The sequence below is a fragment of the Chitinispirillales bacterium ANBcel5 genome (genome assembly GCA_029688955.1).
Taxonomy (GTDB): domain Bacteria; phylum Fibrobacterota; class Chitinivibrionia; order Chitinivibrionales; family Chitinispirillaceae; genus Cellulosispirillum; species Cellulosispirillum alkaliphilum.
On record JARUKZ010000015.1, the window covers coordinates 21,550 to 43,457 of the forward strand.

18 protein-coding genes are annotated in these 21,908 nt (G+C 39.9%); 6 read left to right on the top strand and 12 right to left on the bottom strand.

The features are described from left to right. Window positions 1-21 precede the first annotated feature (21 nt). The 5 genes from QA601_09770 to QA601_09790 form a co-directional block, all read right to left on the bottom strand. A complete protein-coding gene (locus QA601_09770) occupies window positions 22-1,032 on the bottom strand; it encodes a Gfo/Idh/MocA family oxidoreductase (GenBank protein ID MDG5815367.1) in 1,011 nt (336 codons plus the stop codon). Next, on the bottom strand, window positions 1,029-2,045 hold the full coding sequence (locus tag QA601_09775; GenBank protein ID MDG5815368.1) for a zinc-binding dehydrogenase: 1,017 nt from the start codon (window positions 2,043-2,045) through the stop codon (window positions 1,029-1,031). Before QA601_09775 ends, QA601_09770 begins: the two co-directional genes overlap by 4 nt. Continuing rightward, window positions 2,042-3,115, bottom strand: coding sequence for an NAD-dependent epimerase/dehydratase family protein (locus QA601_09780; GenBank protein ID MDG5815369.1), 1,074 nt, complete (start codon window positions 3,113-3,115; stop codon window positions 2,042-2,044). Before QA601_09780 ends, QA601_09775 begins: the two co-directional genes overlap by 4 nt. Then, window positions 3,112-4,227 (bottom strand): GDP-mannose 4,6-dehydratase, encoded by a 1,116-nt coding sequence (locus tag QA601_09785; GenBank protein ID MDG5815370.1) that lies wholly within the window; start codon window positions 4,225-4,227, stop codon window positions 3,112-3,114. Before QA601_09785 ends, QA601_09780 begins: the two co-directional genes overlap by 4 nt. 282 nt (window positions 4,228-4,509) lie before the next feature. Then, window positions 4,510-4,962, bottom strand: a complete 453-nt coding sequence (locus tag QA601_09790; protein ID MDG5815371.1) for a hemerythrin domain-containing protein — start codon at window positions 4,960-4,962, stop codon at window positions 4,510-4,512. Between the two features lie 270 nt (window positions 4,963-5,232). Here QA601_09790 and QA601_09795 point away from each other — a divergent pair, with 270 nt between their 5' ends. From QA601_09795 to hisS, 4 genes are all read left to right on the top strand, one after another. After that, window positions 5,233-5,730, top strand: a complete 498-nt coding sequence (locus QA601_09795) for a DUF892 family protein (GenBank protein MDG5815372.1) — start codon at window positions 5,233-5,235, stop codon at window positions 5,728-5,730. 16 nt (window positions 5,731-5,746) lie between these two features. Further along, the gene (locus QA601_09800) at window positions 5,747-6,592 is read left to right on the top strand and encodes a sulfurtransferase (protein MDG5815373.1); all 846 of its coding nucleotides are present in this window, start codon (window positions 5,747-5,749) and stop codon (window positions 6,590-6,592) included. Between the two features lie 16 nt (window positions 6,593-6,608). Continuing rightward, complete coding sequence (locus QA601_09805; GenBank protein ID MDG5815374.1) at window positions 6,609-6,782, top strand: DUF1328 domain-containing protein; 174 nt, start codon at window positions 6,609-6,611, stop codon at window positions 6,780-6,782. Between the two features lie 192 nt (window positions 6,783-6,974). Beyond that, complete coding sequence (hisS, locus tag QA601_09810) at window positions 6,975-8,258, top strand: histidine--tRNA ligase (GenBank protein ID MDG5815375.1); 1,284 nt, start codon at window positions 6,975-6,977, stop codon at window positions 8,256-8,258. Here the strand turns inward: hisS and QA601_09815 are convergent. Genes QA601_09815 through fliD form a run of 3 tightly spaced genes read right to left on the bottom strand, consistent with a single transcriptional unit; the run spans window position 8,255 to window position 10,999 of the window. Then, a complete protein-coding gene (locus tag QA601_09815) occupies window positions 8,255-8,599 on the bottom strand; it encodes a hypothetical protein (GenBank protein ID MDG5815376.1) in 345 nt (114 codons plus the stop codon). The two genes, hisS and QA601_09815, sit on opposite strands and share 4 nt — an antisense overlap. A gap of 3 nt (window positions 8,600-8,602) precedes the next feature. Then, the gene (gene fliS / locus QA601_09820; protein ID MDG5815377.1) at window positions 8,603-9,022 is read right to left on the bottom strand and encodes a flagellar export chaperone FliS; all 420 of its coding nucleotides are present in this window, start codon (window positions 9,020-9,022) and stop codon (window positions 8,603-8,605) included. Between the two features lie 12 nt (window positions 9,023-9,034). Next, a complete protein-coding gene (fliD, locus tag QA601_09825; protein ID MDG5815378.1) occupies window positions 9,035-10,999 on the bottom strand; it encodes a flagellar filament capping protein FliD in 1,965 nt (654 codons plus the stop codon). 144 nt (window positions 11,000-11,143) lie between these two features. Between fliD and QA601_09830 the strand changes: the two genes are divergently transcribed. Both QA601_09830 and dnaA read left to right on the top strand, forming a co-directional pair. Continuing rightward, window positions 11,144-12,022 (top strand): MlaD family protein, encoded by an 879-nt coding sequence (locus tag QA601_09830; GenBank protein ID MDG5815379.1) that lies wholly within the window; start codon window positions 11,144-11,146, stop codon window positions 12,020-12,022. 435 nt (window positions 12,023-12,457) lie between these two features. Next, complete coding sequence (gene dnaA / locus QA601_09835) at window positions 12,458-13,840, top strand: chromosomal replication initiator protein DnaA (protein MDG5815380.1); 1,383 nt, start codon at window positions 12,458-12,460, stop codon at window positions 13,838-13,840. Between the two features lie 9 nt (window positions 13,841-13,849). On the opposite strand, the gene trmFO is transcribed toward dnaA, so the two are convergent. The 4 genes from trmFO to QA601_09855 all read right to left on the bottom strand — a co-directional run bounded on the left by trmFO (window position 13,850) and on the right by QA601_09855 (window position 21,699). Next, the gene (trmFO, locus tag QA601_09840; protein ID MDG5815381.1) at window positions 13,850-15,181 is read right to left on the bottom strand and encodes a methylenetetrahydrofolate--tRNA-(uracil(54)-C(5))-methyltransferase (FADH(2)-oxidizing) TrmFO; all 1,332 of its coding nucleotides are present in this window, start codon (window positions 15,179-15,181) and stop codon (window positions 13,850-13,852) included. Next, the gene (topA, locus tag QA601_09845; protein MDG5815382.1) at window positions 15,182-17,479 is read right to left on the bottom strand and encodes a type I DNA topoisomerase; all 2,298 of its coding nucleotides are present in this window, start codon (window positions 17,477-17,479) and stop codon (window positions 15,182-15,184) included. It lies immediately after the preceding gene. A 94-nt stretch (window positions 17,480-17,573) separates the two neighbouring features. Then, window positions 17,574-19,202 carry a bifunctional phosphoribosylaminoimidazolecarboxamide formyltransferase/IMP cyclohydrolase gene (gene purH, locus QA601_09850; GenBank protein ID MDG5815383.1) on the bottom strand — a complete coding sequence of 543 codons (1,629 nt, stop codon included), beginning with the start codon at window positions 19,200-19,202 and terminating at the stop codon, window positions 17,574-17,576. Between the two features lie 196 nt (window positions 19,203-19,398). Further along, window positions 19,399-21,699 carry a carbohydrate-binding protein gene (locus QA601_09855; GenBank protein MDG5815384.1) on the bottom strand — a complete coding sequence of 767 codons (2,301 nt, stop codon included), beginning with the start codon at window positions 21,697-21,699 and terminating at the stop codon, window positions 19,399-19,401. Window positions 21,700-21,908: the final 209 nt, after the last annotated feature.

The window sequence follows — 21,908 nt, forward strand, 5'->3', positions numbered from 1 at the left end:
TCCTTTCAGGTACCCTACCAACTATCTTCCGTATATACTATCAATGATCTGGGAAACAGTATACAGACGCTCTCCTTCAGGATCATATTTTTTCCCTTCATAAAGGTTTTGTGCCCACTCAACGATAGCCCTACCACCCCAATCATCAGGAGGACTAAGCAAAACTTCTTTTGAAGTTCCCCTATATCGTTCAAGGGTAAAGTCATAAAATGAACCATTTACATTTTTAATACAAAGTGAACCCCTGGTTCCAAATAAAGTGATATTTATAACAGCATCGCATCCGGTATTTAAATTCCATGAACAGGCGATTTGGACATTAGTGTTGTTTTCAAGCCCAATCTGAACAAAAGAATGGTCTTCTATGATACCCATTTTATTACTCACAGGTTTGCCTTTAGAAAAATGTTTTCCAGACACAGTTTTAACCTGATGTTCATCAAGTAAGTACAATACAGTATCAACCATATGAATACCTAAATCCATAACACAACCACCACCTGATAATGAAGGGTTATAGAACCATTCCTTATCAGGACCATAGGCATTGTGAAAACAGGCATCTACAGCATATATCTCTCCTATATCACCACTTTTCAGAAGTTCTTTAGTAAGTGATGTGGCCTTAAGATGACGATATGAAAAATCCACGCCCAGAAGTTTATCCTGAATTCGTGCAGTATCCAATATTTCTCTGCATTCACCTGCGGTTCTGGCGAGAGGTTTTTGACAAAAAACAGAACACCCTGCTTCTAACGCATCAATTGTTTGCTTTCCATGTAATGCACTTGGCGTTGCTATTACAACTCCATCAACAGCACTGTAATCTATTTGCTGAGAATCAGTGCATAGATATGCATAAGGATTATTTTCACTGATTTTTGATAGTGTACAGGGTTGAGTATCGGAAAGATAGAGTGCCTGAGCCAGACCACTTCCAAGCACAGCCTGCATTCTATTATACCCTATCCAGCCCAGACCGATAAAAGCTAAATTTAGTTTTTGAGTTATACTTTTAGTTTCTACAGTCATGGTATCACCACAGCTTTCAAAAAACCATCTGGTCTTGAGTTCATGATTTCGAATGCTTCATTTGTCTCTCTCAATGGAAAGGTGTGCGTGATTAAAGGAGCTATATCTATCTTACCTTCACAAATTACTTGAACTGCCTTTTTCATACCTTCAATATATTTCGACTCTTCCCGTTCATGAGCATTAATTACATCTATTCCTTTCCAGTTCCACTGTTGCAGATTTATACTCCTGTTTCCATCCTGGTGATACCCGGCTATAATCAATCTTCCCCTGTTAGCAATAATTTCTGAGGCTATATTCAATGGCCAACTGTGACCAGAGGCTTCAATAACGGTTTCACATCCCTTCGATTGAGTAAGGTTTGCAACATGCTGGATAACCTTGTTATGATCATCCATAGAAACAACTTCAGAAGCTCCAAACTGTTCTGCGAGTTCTAATGCAAAATGTCTCCTGGAAAGAGCAACAACTCTGGCTCCAGCCAATGAACATAACCTGACAAGCAATATTCCCAAAAAACCGTTGCCTACAATTGCTACATTTTGTCCAGGTTGAATATTACTTCTCTCAAAAATATTCATAGCACAACCCAACGGTTCACCAGGAAAATACAAATCATTGAGTTCACGAGGAACAGTAACCAGATTTTTCCCATTAACTATTTCATACTGGGCAAATGCTTTATTCGAAATAAAACATACTCTATCACCTACTTGAACGTCTCTTACATTATCTCCTATCTCTTCAACGATCCCCCACCCTTCATGTCCCGGAGCACCATAATCTAAAGGATAAGAAAACCAATCTCTTCCTTCCCAAATTGGAATATTTGAAGCACAAACACCACACCCCTGTAATTTTACCAAAACTTCATCTTTTAAGTTTTGTCGCAAACATATTTTTTCTGGTACAAATTTTTTAGGGTATAAACAGCGCAGCGCCTCCATTTCTACTACTATTTCTTTTTCCTTAGTTTCCGGGCATTCCTTTGCTAAAAGATCTTCTCTCATCCTACATTCTCCTTTTCCATCGATACTTTGCTTATTCTATTCTCTGAAAGCCACCTGTATAGCCGTTTTACACCATTTCTCCAACTTACCTTAGGCTCCCAACCGGTTTTTACCGAAAAATCCGAAAAGTCACTTATATAAAATTTCTGATCCCCCGATCTCCATGGGGCATATATTTTGTTTGCTTCTGCACCGTCAAGTTCTGAAATAAAATCTATGGTTTCAAGCAGACTCACAGCGTTCTGTGGACCTCCGCCAATGTTAAACGCGTTTCCTTTTATATTTTCAATATTTTTAATTGCCAGCGCAAATGCATGTATTAAATCATCAACATATAGCACATCTCTTACCTGAAAACCATCACCAAAAAGCGTTATACCTTTTTTTTCCAGGTGGTTTATTACAAAGTGAGCAACCCATCCCTGATCTTCATTACCGAATTGATGGGGCCCGTACATGCAGCTCATTCTAAATACAACTGCAGGTAAGTTATAGATTCTTGCATAATCAAGAACATATTGTTCGCTTCCACCCTTTGAACACCCATAGGGACTATGGAAATCCAGATTTCTCCGTTCATTTATACCCTTCATTGCTTGTTCATCGATTGGAATATAACGCTTATTATCCTTTTGAAGCGCTAGATCACAAAGCTGACCGTATACTTTATTTGTTGAAGTGTAGAGAAGAAATTTGCATTTTTTACTTTTTCGCACTGATTCAAGTACATTAATCGTACCGCCGAGGTTCACATCGAAATCTTCTCTTGGGTCATTGATGCTCGTTGTTACTGCCACCTGTGCAGCTAAATGAAAAACAACTGAAGCACATTGAATACAACGGTTAAGATCTGAAGCATTTCTTACATCTGCAATTACCGGTTTAATTTTGTTTCCATGTTGTATACTCAACCACTCTAAATTGTCTTTTGATCCGTTCCGGGACAAATTGTCATAAATAATGACATCGTGGCCAGCCAATGCCAGTCGGTTACATAAATTAGTACCAATGAATCCTGCCCCTCCTGTTACAACAACAGGCCCTTGCAGATTTGTAAAAACCCCATTCATGACCAGAGCCCCCGTTCCACCAGTTCGGCATTAGCTTTTTCAATATTGTCTATTGCAATCTGACCCTCAAGCCATTCAGACATTTCGATAATACCCTGCTTAATGTCTACTTTTGGTCTATAGCCTAAAACATTTTTTGCAAGAGATATATCTGAGAAACAATGTCTTATATCTCCAGCTCTAAACTTTGCACTTATATGAGGCTCCACATCATTTTTTCCTAATACATCCATAAGCATTTGAGCTACTTCATTGATTGTAATTCTCTTTCCGGTCCCAATATTTAATACCTTGTCCTTTATATCAGATTTCAAGACAAGAGAGCATGCAGAAGCTACATCTTTAACACTAACAAAATCTCTGCTTTGATTTCCATCTTCAAAAATTACAGGTGATTTGCTATTTAACAACCTTGATGCAAAAATTGCCATTACCCCGGTGTAAGGGTTACTGAGTGCCTGGCGACTTCCATAAACATTAAAAAAACGCAAAGCTACTACCGGTATACTATAGGCTCTCCCCAGCATTAAACACATCCGTTCCTGATCGTACTTAGATAATGCATACAATGATGTAAGAGAGGGCTTTTTAGTTTCGGGGGTTGGAAGCGCTTTGAGTATGCAACCCGTATTGTCAACGGGATCCCACTGCGCATTCTTTAACTGCTCTGAGCAGCGCTCAACGTTTTCACTACACCCTCCATTAGTGCTTTCATAAAGACCTTCACCATATACGCTCATACTTGATGCAACAACCAGCTTTTCTATGTTTCTTCCTACCAAGCATTCAAGGAGAGTAGCTGTTCCGATATTGTTTATTTCGGTGTATCTTTGAATCTGATACATGCTCTGCCCCACCCCCACGGCAGCAGCAAAGTGGTACACAGCATCCACGCCCTCAAGAGCATATTTCAAACAGTCTTTGTCTCTTACATCACCATAAATAAACTGGACGTCTTTGCTTAGGTATGAAGGTACTTTTGCATCGGGACCATGCACCTGGGAACAGAGATTATCAAGTACCCTGACCCTATAGCCAGATCTCAATAACTCATCAGCGAGATGGGAACCAATGAAACCAGCTCCTCCGGTAATTAGCACTTGTTTACTCATAATAATCCCACCATCATTGTTGATCACTGTTAAATATTTCTATTTATTTCTTTTAATAGTTAATTCAACTTTACTTTAAGGTTGAATCAGAAACTCTGAACCTTTATTGCAATCAACTTTCGTGCCATATTGTAGACATAGTGAATTGTTTTTAAGGTAAGAAGGTAGAGGGCTAATGAACTATCTTTAGTTATAGACTGAAAGTTTTTTAGAGAACATCGTTAGGATCGTATTTCCTATTTTAAGAATGGTAAGAGCAATTAAGCAGCAGGGGTTATATATTTAAGTTGTGAGATTAAATCCCATTTCATCTCTACTTTGAGAAAAATTCTTCCAAACTATTTTGAATTGCTCCTCAGAAAGAGCTTCTCTAAGTGCTTCATAAAAATCAATTTCTTCGTAATCGATATGCCTGTCTATGAAATCTTTTACAATTCTAACCTTTGCACCCCAGCGCTTATGATTCTTTGGAACAGCTTTCATTTCAAAAAGCATTAGTCTAAAAAGGTAATGCTCTTCAATCAACTGATGAATTTCATCTGAACAGTCCACATTCTGATCCAAAAGGCCACGTAGAACCACTTCTTCAAATTTCATATGACTGCTCAACAGGTTATAGAATCGCTCAAAGAGCTTTTCTCTGATCCTAACAGTGCTGATTGCATGCTCTTCCATTTGAGAGAGAATAACACGTAAACGGCTATGCTCATCACTGAGCAGTCCGGATGACTGCATAGATATGCTACTCCTGGTAAAACAATGGTCACTCTGGGTTCAATTGGATTTTAAGCAACACTTATACCACCCCCACAATCTCTTTTTTACGTAGATTCTGCGATGTTTTTCAATTTCAATTTCCACTTTCGGGAAATTACTCCTTTTTTAATAAACCACGTCTATAAATCTGCCTGCTTCAATTCAATTCTATGATGGTTCGCATTTTGCTTTAAAAACATCTCACATCATTTTTGCACAAACCATACGCCCTGTAATAAAGGAGTTTAAATGAGGCTCAACAGTCTTGAGGACCTTCTTCAAAACCAGATATTAAAGTTATACAACTCCGAACTCCAAATATCCCAAATTCTTCCGGTTCTTACAGAAGCTTCCTATTCCTCTGATCTACGACAGACCTTTCTTGCCCATCTTCGCAGAACAGAGGAACAGATGAAAAGACTGGAAAAGGTGTTAAAAATATTGAATGTTGAACACGACGGTGAGTGGTGTATTGCTGCAGAGGGGCTCCTCAATGAATGCAAGGAACTGTTCAGAGTTGAAGCTGATCCTGCAGTCAAAGACACAGCCCTTATTTATGCTGCTCAGCGATTAACGCAGTACGAAGTGTCTTGTTATTGTGCCGCCCATACTTCCGCTCGCGAAATTGGTTATGATGAAGTGGCAGAAATACTTGAAGAGATTCTGGAAGAAGAGTGTGGGATAGACAAACAGCTTAATAGTCTTGCCAAAGGCGGTTTTTTTTCTATAGACTCAAAAACCGAGTAAGAAGGGAAACAAAAAAATGTCGGTTGAACTTATAACTCCTCAGTGGCTAATGAATAACCAAGGTAAAGAGGACCTAATCATTATCGATTCACAGCCCGACATCTATGATTACCTCTATGAGCATATTCCTGGCTCTATATACATCAGTGATAAATTATGGCGAAGCTGGGAAGATAATATACCAACTCGTTATCAACCAGAAGCGCTAATTGAGGAGATGCTTAGAAGATCTGGCATCCACTCTACCAGTACCGTTGTGGTGTATTCTTCTCAAGGTGCCTTCTCTAACTCCGGAGATGGTCTTGAAGGAGCAATGTGTTGCTATTCGCTCTTCCGGTATGGTGTAAAGAAAGTTTATTTTCTTAATGGCGGGTTAAGAGAATGGATAAAAGCTAACGGCAACTTAACCAGAGAATATCCTATGGTAAAAAAGGGGGATTTCAAAACTGCTATACAAAATGACCTGTTCCTAAGTTATAACCAGTTTCTTGAGCTAAAAGACCAAAACACATCTTTTATTGTTGATGTGCGCCCCCCCGCGTCATACGAAGAATCAGGCGTATGGGAAAAGCAGGGCCATATTCCCAAGGCAGTAAATATACCCTGGAAGACCTTTATGGATCATAATAATTCCTATCTTTTCCAAAGTGCAGAACACATTAGAAAAATGGTAACAGAACGGGGAGCAACAGAAGCTAAAACAATTATTTGTTATTGCGGAACAGGTCGTGAAGCGACAAACGCCTTTATTGCCTTCAAATGGATTCTAAACTATCCCAGAGTGTACCTCTATGAAGGGTCATTTACGGAGTGGTGTTCATATAAACAAAATCCAACAGTTATAGGTAAATCCCCCATCTAAAAAACAAGGAGGGTGCATGCTTGGCTGGTTAATACTTTTTCTTATCATTGCCATCATAGCAGGCATTTTGGGTTTCACCGGCATTGCTACAGCAGCAGCAGGAATCGCACAAATAATATTTTATCTCTTTATCATACTTCTTATAGTCTCTTTAGTAATATATGCCTCAAAAACGGGTAAAAAGGCTTAATTTTGGTCCGAAGTTACTAATAGAAAGACCCAGAGGTGCGTACAATCCTGAGACAATACCCCCTATCCTTTATTACCTCATTTGCGGTTATTAACCAAACACCCAAACGCCACATCTACAACTTGGCTTAAACCGGAGCCGAAACATATTTTATCAAACCCAGATCTTTCAACTATAAAAGGAATTGAATACATGGCAGTGCCTACAGGTCCAAGAGGAACTCGGGATTTTTATCCTGAAGATATGGCTTTTCAACAGTTTATCTTCGATTCATGGAGAAAAAGTAGCGAAAAATATGGTTTTGAGCAGTGCGAAGGTCCAATGTTTGAACATCTTGAGGTATATAGCAAAAAATCAGGAAACGAGATAGAAAAACAATTGTATTCTTTTGAGGACAAAGGTGGTCGCTCTCTTTCCCTTCGTCCAGAACTTACTCCCACCGTCGCTCGTATGGTTGCTTCCAGAGGTACAAATCTTAAACGTCCTGTACGATGGTACTCAATTCCCCGCCTATTCAGATACGAGAAGATGCAGAGAGGACGGTTACGGGAATTTTTTCAGCTCAATATGGATTTGCTTGGAATCGAAGACGTAAGTGCTGATGCGGAGCTCATAGCTGCTTCTATTTCTATGATGCGTGATTTTGGGTTCTCCTCACAGGACTTTAAGGCTCGCATATCCAGCCGTACCTTGCTGGAAGAGCTGTTTGAGAGCATTGGCATACCAAAAACCCGACATGGTGCGCTTTATGCTCTGTTGGATAAAAAACACAAAATACCATCTGATATCTACGATGTTGAATTGGAAAAAACGGTAGGAGATTGCTGCATCCGCGATAAAGTTAAAAATATTTTCTCTTTGGTTTCTTTGGATGAAGTCGAAGAAAAATTTGGTCTTTTACCTTCCGTAAAAAATTTAAAACATCTCTTTTCCCTGTTAAACTCATATGGGATGAAAGACTATACGGTTTTTGATATTGGGATTGTAAGAGGTCTGGCTTATTATACAGGTGTTGTCTTTGAATTGTTTGATGTAGATAAGAGCATGCGTGCTATAGCCGGGGGTGGACGTTATGATACCCTGATAAAACTATATGGCGGCCCACCAACTCCTGCGGTAGGATTTGCGGCCGGAGATGTAGTATTAGGTGACTTTTTGAAGGAAAAAGGAATCCAGCCTCCACTCCCACCAAGAAGTGATATATTCCTTGTATCTATTAATATTTCTTATGATGAAATAATTAAAACAGCACAAATACTAAGACAAAATTCAATAAGCTGCGAGTTCTCATTACGAGAGAATATCGCTGTGGGTAAACAACTAAAAGCAGCAAATGCCGCAAGAGCAAAATATGTGCTTTTCGTTGGAGGTGAGGAATACAACGAAGGCAAATTGAGACTAAAAGATATGGAAACAGGTTCCGAGGAGCTCTTTGTTAGTAGTGATTTAATTTCAATAATCCTTAAAAAACTCTAATTTCTAATCTGTGCAGTATAGGCTTTGACAGCTGTGCCATTTTTTTGCAGAGTTGATAGTTCTGTTTGAATTTCATTCATCCTTTTTCTTATATACTCTGCAGCTCTTTTATCCATCTCTACAATATATTCAATATGATTTTTGATTTCTCTTACAATAGGATTCTCCTGATCTTTTTCGTGTATATTACCTTTAAGCGGTTCTACTTTAGATAACAGATTTGATCTAAGATCAAGTAAGCACTGTAAATCCTCTTCGGTGGGTTCATAAAGAAACTCTTCAGTTAATTGTCTGATCTGCAAATAGCAGTCTCTAATCTGTTTTAAACATCCAACACTCATGTTTTAACCCCTTACGGTTAGCCCTGAAGATTCTTTCCTGCTTGCAGCCTGGGTTTTAACTTTTAAAGATGCTTCTGCCCATGCCGACCTGAGAGTTTCAAGATACCCCAGTACTTCAACCAATTTTTCTTTTTTACTCTTTACACTTGCATCTACAAGGGTTCGGAGCATATAATCGTATAACTTATAGAGATTAATCGCAACCTCTCCGACTTCTAAATTAAGAGAGCTTACCAGTTCAGTTATAGCATCCTGTACTTTAAACATATGGTTTGTTCTCTCTTCAAGTAATCTATAATCATCAAATTTCTCAAGTGCAAGTTTCGAATGCTTAATAGCAACATCATAAGCTATTATTATTAGTTTACCCTGATCAGCTGTATCTACACTCGTATTTTTATAAGCACTGTATCCCTGTTTCACTTTTACTCCCGGTTAAGCCATATTTCCCAATGTTTGCATCATGTTCATACTCTGAGATTGAAGCTGGCTCATTGCCTGCTCCATATCCGTAAACTGCCTTACCAGTCTGGCTCTATAACGTTCAATTCTGTCTTTAAGTTGATCTATTCTATTATCGGCATTTTTTATACTTCTTCGCCATGAATCTTGTCTTAAGCTTATCAATCCCTCATCAGAATTTGTTATACGGCTGACCGTATCATCCAGAGTACTTGAAAGTCCTTTGGATAAAGTAAATGTAGATTGCCCATCACCAATACTCCCCATGGGAGCCGTAATTGTCAGTCCTTTGGCAGGACCTTCATTAAATGAAACTACATCTCCAACTCTTCTTCTTGATGTAAACCATTCATCCGTTCCATCCAACCGTATTCTAAGGTGCTCATCATCAATCTCTTCGATAATATATTGTCCGCTCCTGGTATCATTACTACTTGTGCCCATAAACACCTGTTCATTGTCACTAATACCAGTAGTTACAAATAAGCGCATTACATCATCCAAATTCTCTTCTAAAGCCCTTGTAAACATATCCTGATCAAGCGATAGTTCACCTGATTTAGGATCAGTTTTAAGTCCTACCATAGTAAAATTTTGTAACGATGTATCAAAGAGATCAAATTGTTGACGAAAAGCTGAATTGACTTGGTTGAGTATATTATTTGCAGTCATATCTCCAGCCAAAGCACCTCGACGGGTATTACCTTCATCGGTTGGATCTCCCATTGTAGTCTCTCTTTTTACAAATCTCAATAAATCATTATATGAATTGATTAGATCTGTAAATTTTTCCTGTATTGTATCATGATCCCTGTCCAATGAAACAGTAACCCTTTCAGTACTTGTACCATGAATGTCAAGGGTTACGCCGGTGAGAAATCCGCTACTGGAATTAGTGCTGGATTTCATTGCAATTCCCTCAACACTAAAGTGAGCATCCTTACCCACATTCAAAACACCAGCTCCTGATACCCCTACAGCATCTATACCGATATCAATATCTGTTGAACCGAGAGAAAGAGAAGACATAGTAAGAGCTGAACTACCTGTAACCTTATCACTTATCAAAAGTTCACCATTCTCACTCACACTTACATCAACCATATCGTTATAGGTATGTTGTATGTGCTTTAATAAATCTTCAATAGTAGAGGAATCATTTTTAATAAAAGTACCCGAAACTGTATTGCCATTGTGGTCGGTACCCGAATAGGTAATCGACTCACCAACTACCAGAGATTCAAATTGTGATTCAATATCTAAAGATGAGCGAAGAACCTGATTTATATTTCCTTTATCTCCCTCAGCATTTACAATAATTCCTAAATCCTGCAGCGTAGTGCCAGAAATGTCTCTATATTCTATACCCTCAGAACCAGTATTTCGAGATGAAAGTATGAGACGATAATCATCATCACTAACTCTCATAACCGATGCATTCACATCCAAGGGTCGACCATCTTCATTAGTCGCATTATTGATCTTCATCCTAAGATCTTGAATAGTGTCGGTTTCATTTATAGTTATAGAAGCCCCGTCGACGCTTATTTCACCAACCCCAATTCCAAGCTCCGAAAGTGATGTATTTTGGCTTGTAACCCTTCCTGCAACACTGGCCATTTTCTCATATTCAGCAGTCTGAAATACCCTAACATCATAGCTTCCATCAACACTACCCGTTCCCCCTGAAATCGTAGCCACACTTTCGTTGGTTGAATGGGTATTAAATACATCAAATGAAGTTATCTTAGATAGTTCACTGGCTTTGGACTGAATATCTGAAAGTAGTCCCTGAAGACTGGAATAAGCATCAATTCTAACCTGATAGGCACTTTTATTCACTTCTACTGCGCGAACCTTGTCATACTCAATATTTACCAGCGATTCAATAATATAGCCAGTATCAATTCCTGATGGTCCGTTAATCGAGATGCCCATACTCTTACCCTCATTTAAGCTTCGTTTATTAATCCTTCTATCTTTATCGGTTTTTGCCGTTCAAAACTTAATAACTTTGTTACATTCCAATAAATACTATATATAATAATTGACTTTTTCTATCGTCTCTGCTATCTTTAAGTAATGAGCGATCGCAAACTTGGCTATATTATCCTTTCCTTTCTCCTGCTTTTTATCATAATCAGCATTGGGTATTTCTTCGGTTCAAGCACCTCAGGATACTCACTCAAAGTTTTTTTTGAAAAAAGTGGTGGTCTGAATCTCCATGACCCTGTATATATTAGCGGAGTTCAACGTGGTTCAGTGCAAAATATAACACCCACCAAATATGGTATTGTCACCGAAATTTATCTTGAAGACTCAATTAAACTGTTTGGGGACGTTGTAATAGAACTTTTACCTGAAGGATTAATGGGTCAAAGGATGATAAATATCTCTCCGGGTACCCCTAATTCAAAACATCTCTCAACAGACACTCTCCTCACAGGTTCGTTCAAAATGGGTCCACCGGAAGCTCTTGCCTATGTAGACACACTACATAAGATCGTAAAAAGCTTGTCCGATCTTAGCACTATTTTGCTCCTGGGCTCAGAAACCAGAAACTCCCTGATTGATGATTTTTCTAAAGCATGTCTAACCTTTGATACAATAATGATGAATTTAACAAGTTTTACTCAAAAAACAAATTCTGATATCAATTTAGCTATGGGGTCTTTTTCCGGAGCTTTAAATCAAGCAATGTTTCTTACTCAAAAGGCTTCATCTGTTACCCCTGAAACCTTGTTATCCCTATCTAACTTACTAAATAAAACCGAAACGCTTGTCAACCATATTGATGAACTATTGCACCTTGCTTCATCAGCAATCGAGCCTTTACAGGATCCTGATCCAATTATTGGGGCAGATGAGCTGGAAAGGATGAAAAAACAACTTCTATCAATCCGTGAGCAAGCTGAGATGATTAGAGCTTATGGACTACCACTGCGCATCAGATTTTGGTGAAAACTAAAAGCTTCATCTGCATTAAGCCCTTAATAGTTATGCCACACTGCAAAACAATAATTTCTGTATTTTTTTTTAAGTTTTAGAAATAAATAGCCCAGATTGATTCATCAAACGCAACCGTAACCTTTTGTCATTCGTTTTTTAATTTTTTTAGAATTTTTGCTTTGAAGATGTGACTATTGAATTTATATTCTTTTTGCAATTCTGATCACCTGTTTAATGTGGATAAACCTTTGTGGATAACTGGTGGAGATGGTGTTGATAAAGCGTGGAAAACTTGTTGAGACTACCAACCGAACTAACTTTTTCTCACTCTATCGCACTGTATTTCAAGAACTTGCAATTAATATTACATTTTTTCTGTTATTGCCGGTTTATATAGGCTTAATTTAATCATTTTTCTCCATGTCAATTTTAAGGTGTGTTGATAACATGTTGGCAGACAATCTATCTCAGGATTTACCAGTTACATCTCTTTGGCAAAACTGCCTCTCAAAAATACAACATAAAGTTGGACCTGCAAGTTATGAAACATGGTTTAGAACTACAGATCTCAAAGTTGGACCTAATGGAGATGTTTCCCTTCTGGTTCCAAATCAGTTTTTTGCGGATTTTATTGAGGAACATTTCTCCACTCTGATTTCAGAGGTATTAAAAGAGAACTCTGTAGAGGTTACCAGTCTTTCTTTTGTACCAACTGAAAAAGACTGGAAAATTGTACAGCCACTCACTGAAGAGCTAACTGAAACACAAGAGAGAAAAATTCCACATGTTGTTCAGAAAAATGATCAATTTCACCCAAATTATCGCTTTGAGAGCTATGTAGTTGGTGACAGCAACAGAATGGCTCATGCTGCGGCCCTTGCGGTAGCCGAAGCACCAGGTAAAACCACCTTCAACCCTCTTATTATCTATGGTGGCACCGGATTAGGAAAAACCCATCTGCTTCAGGCGATTGGTCATTTTGCACAAACTGAGGGAACAGCGGATAATGTTGTTTATCTTACCAGTGAAGAATTTACCAATCAGTACATTAATTATGTAGTGAACAAAAAAGATTCAACTTCATTTTATAAAAAGTTTTCTGATGTTGATCTGCTTTTAATAGACGACATTCAGTTCTTTAGTGGAAAACCGGGAACACAGAAGGAATTTTTTAGGATTTTTAACAAGCTTCTGCTCAATAACAAACAGATTGTTCTTTCTTCAGACAGACAGCCAGACAAGATTCCCGATATGATGGATCACATCATAAACCGATTCATGGGTGGACTTAATACCGACATTCAACCCCCTAATCTTGAAACCAGAATCGCAATACTTCGCAAAAAGGCAGAAACTGATGGTTTAATTCTTCCCGAAGAGGTACTTCAGTATATTGCCGGTCATATTACTTCAAACGTCAGAGAACTTGAAGGCACTTTGATAAAACTCATTGCGTCCTCCTCTTTTACTGGTAGAGATATCACGTTAGATGTAGCAAAGCAGTTATGCGGAGATGCCATCTCAAGCAAAGAAGAACGGCTTTCAATAAAATTCATTCAGCAAAAAACTGCTGAGGAGTTCTCAATCAGCGCAAATCAGTTTGCCGCTCATACACGCAAAAAAGAAGTTGCTCTTCCCCGCTCTGTAGCTATGTATCTTTGCAAAAAATGGACACGACAATCACTTAGAAGTATAGGGCTTGAATTTGGTGGACGCGATTACTCCACTGTTATCCATTCATTTAAGAAAATCGAAGCTGAATTAGAGAAAAACAACGATTTAAAAGCACGAGTGAATGCAATAGAGCAAATCCTTGAAGGACATGGTTAAGCCTCTCTGTTAACCGATATTTTCATTCCATTGCCTAAGGGACTCTAAAGCTCTGCTGCACAGGAGTTCCTTTTTCCTCTTTTTTCCATCTCTTTTCTTAAATAGTTCCTGAGATAGAGGTGGGAAAAGCCCAAAGTGAATATTTGATGGCGAAAAAGGTTCCTGTGTTGATGAAGTAACGTGCCTGAGCATGGCTCCAAGGGCAGTCTCTTGTGGTGCAGGAGGCAATATTTCACCATCCAGTTTTGCTTTTGCAAATAAAGCGGCCATATGTCCGGTCGCAATACTTTCGGTATAGCCTTCGTTACCACACATCTGACCAGCCATAAAGAGATGAGGATATTTTTTTAAAGACAGATTATAGTTAAGTAATTTTGGTGAGTCCACATAAGTATTTCTATGTATACTTCCAAACCGAAGGAACTCTGCATTCTCAAGCCCCGGAATCATTCTGAACACAATTTTTTGTTGAGGAACTGTCAACCTGGTTTGAAACCCGACCATATTGTAACTATCGCCCCCTGCATCTTCCTTCCTAAGTTGACACAATGCATAGGGACGTTTTCCTGTGCGGGGATCCACAAATCCAACAGGACGTAATGGACCGAAAGCCAAACATTTATACCCCCGCTCAGCCATAACTTCAACCGGTAAACAAGCCTCAAAAAAGCGCATGCTTTCAAACTCTCTGGCATTGGTACGATCGGCGTCCCTGAGTGCAGTATAGAAGGAATTATACTCTTCTTCTGAAAAAGGGCAGTTTAAATAATCCTTGTTTTCTGCATCTCTTCTTGAAGCATGAAAGGCTACACTCATATCTATAGAGTCTGCATCGATTATTGGTGCAATTGCATCGTAGAAATGAAGTTTTGTTGAAGATACATTTTCCTGTATCCAGGATGTCAGTTTTTGAGAAGCAAGAGGGCCTGCAGCTACAATACACGGCGCCCCATTAACAGGAAGTGAAGTTATCTCTTTTCGTATGAGATCTATTCGTGGCTCCTGCTCAATCAAATCTAAAACATATTTAGAAAAATGCTCACGGTTAACTGCAAGTGCAGCTCCAGCGGGAACAGCGGTCTCTTTGGCCGCTTTAATCACAGGACTCCGAAGTTCAATAAGTTCTTCTTTAAGCAAACCATGCGCAGAAGGTGGCTCTTTAGCTTTAAAAGAGTTTGAACACACAAGTTCAGCAGGCATTTGAGTCTTGTGAGCCGGAGATATGAAATGGGGTCTGGCTTCAAACAGGGTTACATTTACCCCCATTGAAGCCAACACCAATGCAGCTTCCGATCCAGCCAAACCGGCTCCAACAACTGTAACCCGATTTTCCGCAATCATCTACTTTTCCTGCTGAAGCTGTTCTGTTGAGGTTGTCTCTGTAGTAGTTTCACCTTCTTCAGGGTATTCAACTTTGCAGGAAAGACAGCGTAGAAAAACACCCTTCCTTTTGTTTTCTTTTCTTACCAGGATTGGATACCCGCATTTTTCACATTTTTTATCAACGGGTGGGTCCCAGGAAGCAAACGTACAATTTGGATAATTGCTGCAACCAAAAAATACTTTACCTCTTCTGGTCTTACGCTGCACAATCGCTCCGTCGCACCCTTCCTGCGGACAGGTAACCCCTGTAGAGATGGAACGGGTATTTTTACAATCCGGATACTTTGAACACCCAAGAAACTTGTTGCCCTTAATGGACAGCACCACCATTGGTGAACCACATTTATCACACTTTTCATCGGTTGTTTCGACTTCAATCTTTTCCAGTGGCTCAGTATACTTACAGGATGGGAAACCCTGACAAGCAAGGAATTTACCATTCCTACTCCATTTAACAACCAGCGGATGCTCCTGGCATTCTGGACACGTTCTGTCAGTTACTTCCTGATTCTGTGCACGAAGATCCTTTATATTCTTACGCACATCATTTAATCTATCTGCAAACGGGCTGTAAAACTCTTTTAACACATTCACCCACTCGGCATTACCTTCTTCAATGTTATCAAGAGTTGATTCCATATCTGCGGTGAAATGAACATCGAATATCTTGGGAAATTCCCGGATAAGAATATTCTTTACCATGTACCCTATTTCTGTAGGTTTAAACCGTCTGCTTTCAACTTCAGTATATTTACGTCTTTTTAGCGTATCAATAATTTGAGCATAGGTACTCGGTCTGCCAATCCCTTTGTCTTCTAATTCCCGCACAAGTGATGCTTCGGTGTACCTTGGTGGTGGCTGGGTAAAGTGTTGCTTATCAGAAAGAGCTTTCAGTGCTGGCTTGTCATCAACCTTAAGAACTGGTATTTTTTCATCCTGTTTATCACTACTTTCCGACGATTCATCTACACTTTCATCATAAAGAGCGAGAAAACCATCAAATTTCATTATGGAACCATTAGCTCTGAGAACACATTTATCACCGTCTATATCAACCCTTGTTGAATCGAAAAGAGCATTTTCCATCTGTGACGCCAAAAATCTTTTCCAAATTAGTTCATAAAGTCTGAATTGATCTTTGGTTAAAAACTGTTTTACCTTTTCAGGAGCTAAATCGGGCTGTACCTGAGAGGGTCGAATAGCTTCGTGAGCATCCTGAGCATTTTTGTTTTTTCCATACAGACGCGGAGCCGAAGGAAGATGTTTTTCGGTAAACATCGTCGCTATCAGCGATCTTGCGTCATTTAAGGCCTCGGTCGCAATACGTGTTGAGTCTGTACGCATATAGGTGATAAGACCCATAGAGCCAAGATGCCCAAGTTCTAAACCTTCATAGAGTTGCTGTGCAATCATCATTGTTTTTGCTGCGCTGAAATTCAGTTTCCGGGAAGCTTCCTGTTGCAAAGTACTTGTAATAAAGGGAGGGTATGGCTTCCTTTTCTTTTCAGTTTTCTGAACATCTATGACCTTGAATTCTGCCCTTTTAAGTCGATCTATCGTTGATTTTGCAGCAGTTTCATCGGGTAGTAATGGTTTGTCAACATTTGAGGCCTTGCGCCCTTCAATAGAAACAAGTTTAGCAGAAAACTGAGTCTTATCATACTCGAAAGTACCATGAATGGACCAGTACTCTTTCTTCTCAAAAGCGTTTATTTCATCTTCACGTTCACAGATAAGGCGCAATGCAACAGACTGCACGCGTCCTGCACTTAATCCCCTAAAAACGGTTCTCCAAAGAATGGGTGATACCTGATAACCAACAATTCGGTCCAGTATCCTACGCGCCTGCTGTGCGTTAACTTTGTTCATATCAATTTGATGAGGATCATCGAACGCAGAAAGCACAGCCCTCTTGGTTATCTCATTGAACATGACCCGTTTGATATTTCCATTTTCTTTTGCTATACTTTGAGCCACATGCCAGGCAATAGCTTCCCCTTCACGGTCAGGGTCAGGAGCAAGATAGATATCATCAGCCTTTGCAGCTTCATCCTTTAACTCACGTAAAACACGCCTTTTGCCTTTAGATGGGGTGTATTTAGGCTTAAAATCTCGCTCTATGTCCACCCCCAGTTCTTTTTCGGGCAGATCAATTATGTGACCCATCGTTGCTCTCACAGCAAAATCTTTTCCAAGATATTTGGATATCGTTTTACACTTTGCTGGAGACTCAACAACAACCAAATGTTTCGCCATAGTAGTTATTCCTTAGGTTACTTAACAGTCAGCCACTTTATCTGTTTGGATGAAATGTGTGCCGCCGTTCTTTTCACTTTTATAAATTTCATTTTTAGTGTTTGAAATGACGCATTCCTGTAAAAATCATTGCTATTCCAAACCTGTTACAGGCATCAATTACTTCATTATCCCTTTTTGATCCACCGGGTTGGATTATATACTTAATACCTGCAGCGTGTGCTTGCTCTACCGAGTCTGCAAATGGGAAAAAAGCATCTGAGGCAAGAACAAAATCTCCAAATTCACTAAATTCCTGATTAACCGGGATATCTTTTGATAATTCCTTATAATCACAGGACAGGTTTTCCCTTGCCTTGCTCAGCGCAAGTTTTCTGAGACTATCGACTCTGTTGGGTTGTCCTGCACCCATTCCCGTAATACGAAATTGCCCCCTTTTATATTCTTGGGCAAGTACAATTGCATTGGATTTGACATGTTTAGCCCCTTTCCATGCAAATTGAGCTAGTTTCTCTTTTTCCCCAGGAAAGTTATTTTCTGTTACACACTCCCAGTTTTTGAAGAGTACGTCATCAACACTCTGTCTCAGAAGACCACCCCGGATATGTTTTAAAACATAATCGTTGTCTTGCTTTTCTCCCAGAGGGTTTTCCAAAGCCAAAATTCGTAATGATGAGCTCTTTTGTTTTAAAAAATCTAATGCTTCTTTGGAAAAATCGGGAGCAATCAAAACCTCAACAAAGCGCCCTGAAAATACTTCAGCAACCTCTCGATCCACCGCTTTGCTCAGGGCAACGACACTGCCAAATGCAGAAACCGGGTCACCTGACCAGGCTGCTTCAAGTGCTTCTAAAATTGTTTCACCTGTAGCATACCCACAAGGATTGGTGTGCTTAATGATTGCCGCAGCAGGTTGATCACCAAGTTCCCTCACTGCCTCAAGAGCAGCATCAGTATCCACGATGTTATTGTAAGAGAGTTCCTTACCAGTAAGCTGCTTGGCTTCTGCTACGCAACCAGCTCTACCCATTCGGGGATCCTTATAGAAACTTGCGCTCTGGTGAGGATTTTCACCATACCTAAGTTTAACTCCGTTTCCATATTTTAAACGCAGGACTTCCTCCTGAAGATATACTTCTGAAAGATAGGTATCTATGGCAGAGTCGTAGTCAGCAGTGTGCCTGAAAGCTTTTACTGCAAGTTTTTTTCGGCTTTCAAAAGAAATGGTGCCGTTTTCATCAAGCTCATCAATAATATCGCAATAATCACAGGGGTCAACAACAACAGTAACATAGGCATGGTTTTTTGCAGAACTTCTAACCATTGTCGGACCACCTATATCTATGTTTTCTATTGCGTCCTCAATTCTAACATCTTCCCTTGCAACAGTTTTCTCAAATGGATAAAGATTAACTACGACAAGATCAATCTGTTTAATTCCATTCTCTTTCATCTCAGTGATATGGGTCGAATTGTCTCTTACAGCCAGTATTCCACCATGAATGCGGGGGTGAAGAGTCTTAACTCTACCATCCATTATTTCAGGATGGCCTGTATAACTGTCCACAGAAACAACGTCTACACCGCTTTCTTTCAGTTTCTTCCAAGTGCCACCGGTTGAGAGTATCTCCACACCCTTTTCTGCAAGGGCTTTTGCAAACTCCACAACACCGCTTTTGTCCGAAACACTTATCAAAGCTCTGTTTATTTTAATCGGCCCCATCTTCTCCTACCTAAATAGATTGAAATACGTAATATATATAGAATAGAACCTACAAAATGCTATTTGTACTGTTTTGATGCAAAAGAATTAAGAAATCTAGGGTAAGTCAGGGGATTAGCATCTCTAAAAAAGTAAATACCCTCAGGTCTTTTTGTGATCCTGAGGGTATTATCACCAATCCAGTATAAAATAAACACTAATCAATGATTGTAGAGAAGACCTCTGCTTTTCTGTTTCCGATAAGACGAATCAGCCACAGTCCACTGGAAAGATCATTTACGCTTAATCGTGAATGAGTTACCCTTCCACTATGAACGATTCGTCCATTGGGTCTTAATAACTCATAACCAGTAAATTGATGCGATTCAGGTAACAAAATCTCTAATCCCCTCCGATTAGAAACAATCCTTACAGAGTTATTGTTTCTTTGCCGCATCCTGTAAGCAGAAGTATTTTGGGAACTAAATGCAATCCAGTTAATATTGAACAATCCGTGGGCATCTCCACTAAACGCAAGCCTGAGCATATGCTCACCCTCAGGAAGTTCTAACGTTGTACTTATAGTTTCCCAACTCTGCCATCCACCGGTAGTTGAGACATCAACAACCCCAAGTTCATTGTCACCAATCAGAAAGGTGATAGTTCCCCCCTCTGTTTCAGTCGCGACTCTAAGATCAACATCATATACACCTGCTCTTTCTACCCTAAGCTGGTACTCAGCCCAATCTCCTCCATCGATATATCCTATATTTTCTCCCCCACCGGCATCTTCTGTTGACTCTGTTTGAATTCCTGACATATTGACAAAGTCTTGAACCTGAAGTGTACCGGGTATGTTGTATAAAGAACCAGGGTCACCGGGATCGTCACCGGGATCGTCACCGGGATCGTCACCGGGATCGTCACCGGGATCGTCACCGGGATGCCCCCCATGATGGATCTGAAAATCCAACCAATTAATATTAAACAATCCATAGGCATCCCCGTTGAAAGCCAGTCGTAGTGTATGTTCACCCTGGGGTAGTTCTAATGTTGTGCTTATAGTCTCCCAACTCTGCCACCCCCCGGTAGTTGAAACATTTACGCTTCCAAGCTCATTACCACCAATCAGAAAAGCAACTGTCCCCCCTTCACTTTCAGTGGCAACTCTAAGCTCAACATTGTAAGTTCCTGCATTATGAATAACTAATTGGTATTCAGCCCAGTCTCCATCATCGATATAGGCAATATTGTCCCCTCCTCCGGCATCTGATGTTGACTCAGTTACAATTCCAGACATGGAATGGAAATGTTGGGCCTGAACAGTACCAGGTATACTGTGTGTGGCGGGGGCACCTGGATCGTCACCTGGATCGTCACCTGGATCGTCACCTGGATCGTCACCTGGATCGTCACCTGGATCGTCACCTGGATCGTCACCTGGATCGTCACCCGGGTCAGGGTAGTCATAATCCTGAGCATACTCAATAAGTTTATTTCTAATAAAGTTTCCGGATGTACTTAGGTCACCTACATTCCATCCGCCCTGAGAACCAGGCGTATTGAGTATAGATGAGCTTTCGGTAAGATGGTGTACAGACCAGTTACACCAGCTAATATGATTTCGATCCATCCAGGCCAACCACTCTTCTGTTTCAGAAATATAAACCTGCCGATCATCTTCACCTCCGCCGCATGCTGCGGTTGTTCCCCATTCCGTAACAAACAGGGCAACATCTCTGTTTAGAGCTTCGTCTGCGAACCCTCTGTGAGTACTGCCATGTGTACCGGCATAAAAATGAAGCGTATAAGCCACATTGTCATCCATTGTAATAGGGTTTTCTGCGGCAATATCCACTCTTTGACTCCAGGTTGGAGTGCCTGCAACGATAAGATTTTGGGCACCCTCTTCTCTTATAACCTCTATTACTTCTTCAAAGTAGGGTTTAAGCTCATAGTTCCAGTAATCTTTATGCTCAGTATACTCTTTAGACTCGATGGGTTCATTTAGTGGTTCATAAATTAAATTAGGTACATCACTGTACTCAGACGCGATAGTTCGAAAAAAATCTTTTGCACCATCCAGTATATCCTTTGGCTCTTGGTCATCAGCATCGTAGGCATGGAAATCGACTATCACATATATCCCTCGGTCGATTGCAGCATCTATTACATTTCTAGCAAGATTTAATTGACCTTCCCTCTGCTCCGGATCCATGAAGCCATCTAACCTTTCACGGGTCCTGGCAGCAATAGCAGCTCTAACAACTGTGGATTTCCAGTCATCAACAAGGGTATTTACAACATTTTGATTATAGTAGTCTTCCCCCCCCCAGATACTCCAGTAAAGACTCATTCCCCGAAGCTGCACAGGTTGGCTGTGTTCCCCAACAATCCTGTTTCCATCGACACGGAGCATTCCATGGTGATCTACAGGATTAGCGGGCTGTGAGAAGGCCAATGCCAGTGAAATTAAAATTAAAAGTATACTTTTCCTTAGTAGTAGAGTTTTTTTCATCAAATACCTCTTGATCGATCAAAGCTAAATTGCATTCTTATTGTTCTATATACTTGGTAGAAAAAAAGACTGTTAAGGTTTGTTGTTATTTCTATATATTCGTAGACTGTAGTTTTGAACCACATATGCATGATGAGTGGATCGGTTTTATTATGAGCATGGAATTTCCAACACAATTTACAGTAGACAGTGTTCATTTAAAACTTATG

Excerpts from the sequence above, each read along its gene's own strand:
- QA601_09770 (MDG5815367.1), bottom strand. The coding sequence starts at position 1,032 with ATGACTGTAGAAACTAAAAGTATAACTCAAAAACTAAATTTAGCTTTT.
- QA601_09775 (MDG5815368.1), bottom strand. The coding sequence starts at position 2,045 with ATGAGAGAAGATCTTTTAGCAAAGGAATGCCCGGAAACTAAGGAAAAA.
- QA601_09780 (MDG5815369.1), bottom strand. The coding sequence starts at position 3,115 with ATGAATGGGGTTTTTACAAATCTGCAAGGGCCTGTTGTTGTAACAGGA.
- QA601_09785 (MDG5815370.1), bottom strand. The coding sequence starts at position 4,227 with ATGAGTAAACAAGTGCTAATTACCGGAGGAGCTGGTTTCATTGGTTCC.
- QA601_09790 (MDG5815371.1), bottom strand. The coding sequence starts at position 4,962 with ATGCAGTCATCCGGACTGCTCAGTGATGAGCATAGCCGTTTACGTGTT.
- QA601_09795 (MDG5815372.1), top strand. The coding sequence starts at position 5,233 with ATGAGGCTCAACAGTCTTGAGGACCTTCTTCAAAACCAGATATTAAAG.
- QA601_09800 (MDG5815373.1), top strand. The coding sequence starts at position 5,747 with ATGTCGGTTGAACTTATAACTCCTCAGTGGCTAATGAATAACCAAGGT.
- QA601_09805 (MDG5815374.1), top strand. The coding sequence starts at position 6,609 with ATGCTTGGCTGGTTAATACTTTTTCTTATCATTGCCATCATAGCAGGC.
- hisS (MDG5815375.1), top strand. The coding sequence starts at position 6,975 with ATGGCAGTGCCTACAGGTCCAAGAGGAACTCGGGATTTTTATCCTGAA.
- QA601_09815 (MDG5815376.1), bottom strand. The coding sequence starts at position 8,599 with ATGAGTGTTGGATGTTTAAAACAGATTAGAGACTGCTATTTGCAGATC.
- fliD (MDG5815378.1), bottom strand. The coding sequence starts at position 10,999 with ATGGGCATCTCGATTAACGGACCATCAGGAATTGATACTGGCTATATT.
- QA601_09830 (MDG5815379.1), top strand. The coding sequence starts at position 11,144 with ATGAGCGATCGCAAACTTGGCTATATTATCCTTTCCTTTCTCCTGCTT.
- dnaA (MDG5815380.1), top strand. The coding sequence starts at position 12,458 with ATGTTGGCAGACAATCTATCTCAGGATTTACCAGTTACATCTCTTTGG.
- trmFO (MDG5815381.1), bottom strand. The coding sequence starts at position 15,181 with ATGATTGCGGAAAATCGGGTTACAGTTGTTGGAGCCGGTTTGGCTGGA.
- topA (MDG5815382.1), bottom strand. The coding sequence starts at position 17,479 with ATGGCGAAACATTTGGTTGTTGTTGAGTCTCCAGCAAAGTGTAAAACG.
- purH (MDG5815383.1), bottom strand. The coding sequence starts at position 19,202 with ATGGGGCCGATTAAAATAAACAGAGCTTTGATAAGTGTTTCGGACAAA.
- QA601_09855 (MDG5815384.1), bottom strand. The coding sequence starts at position 21,699 with ATGAAAAAAACTCTACTACTAAGGAAAAGTATACTTTTAATTTTAATT.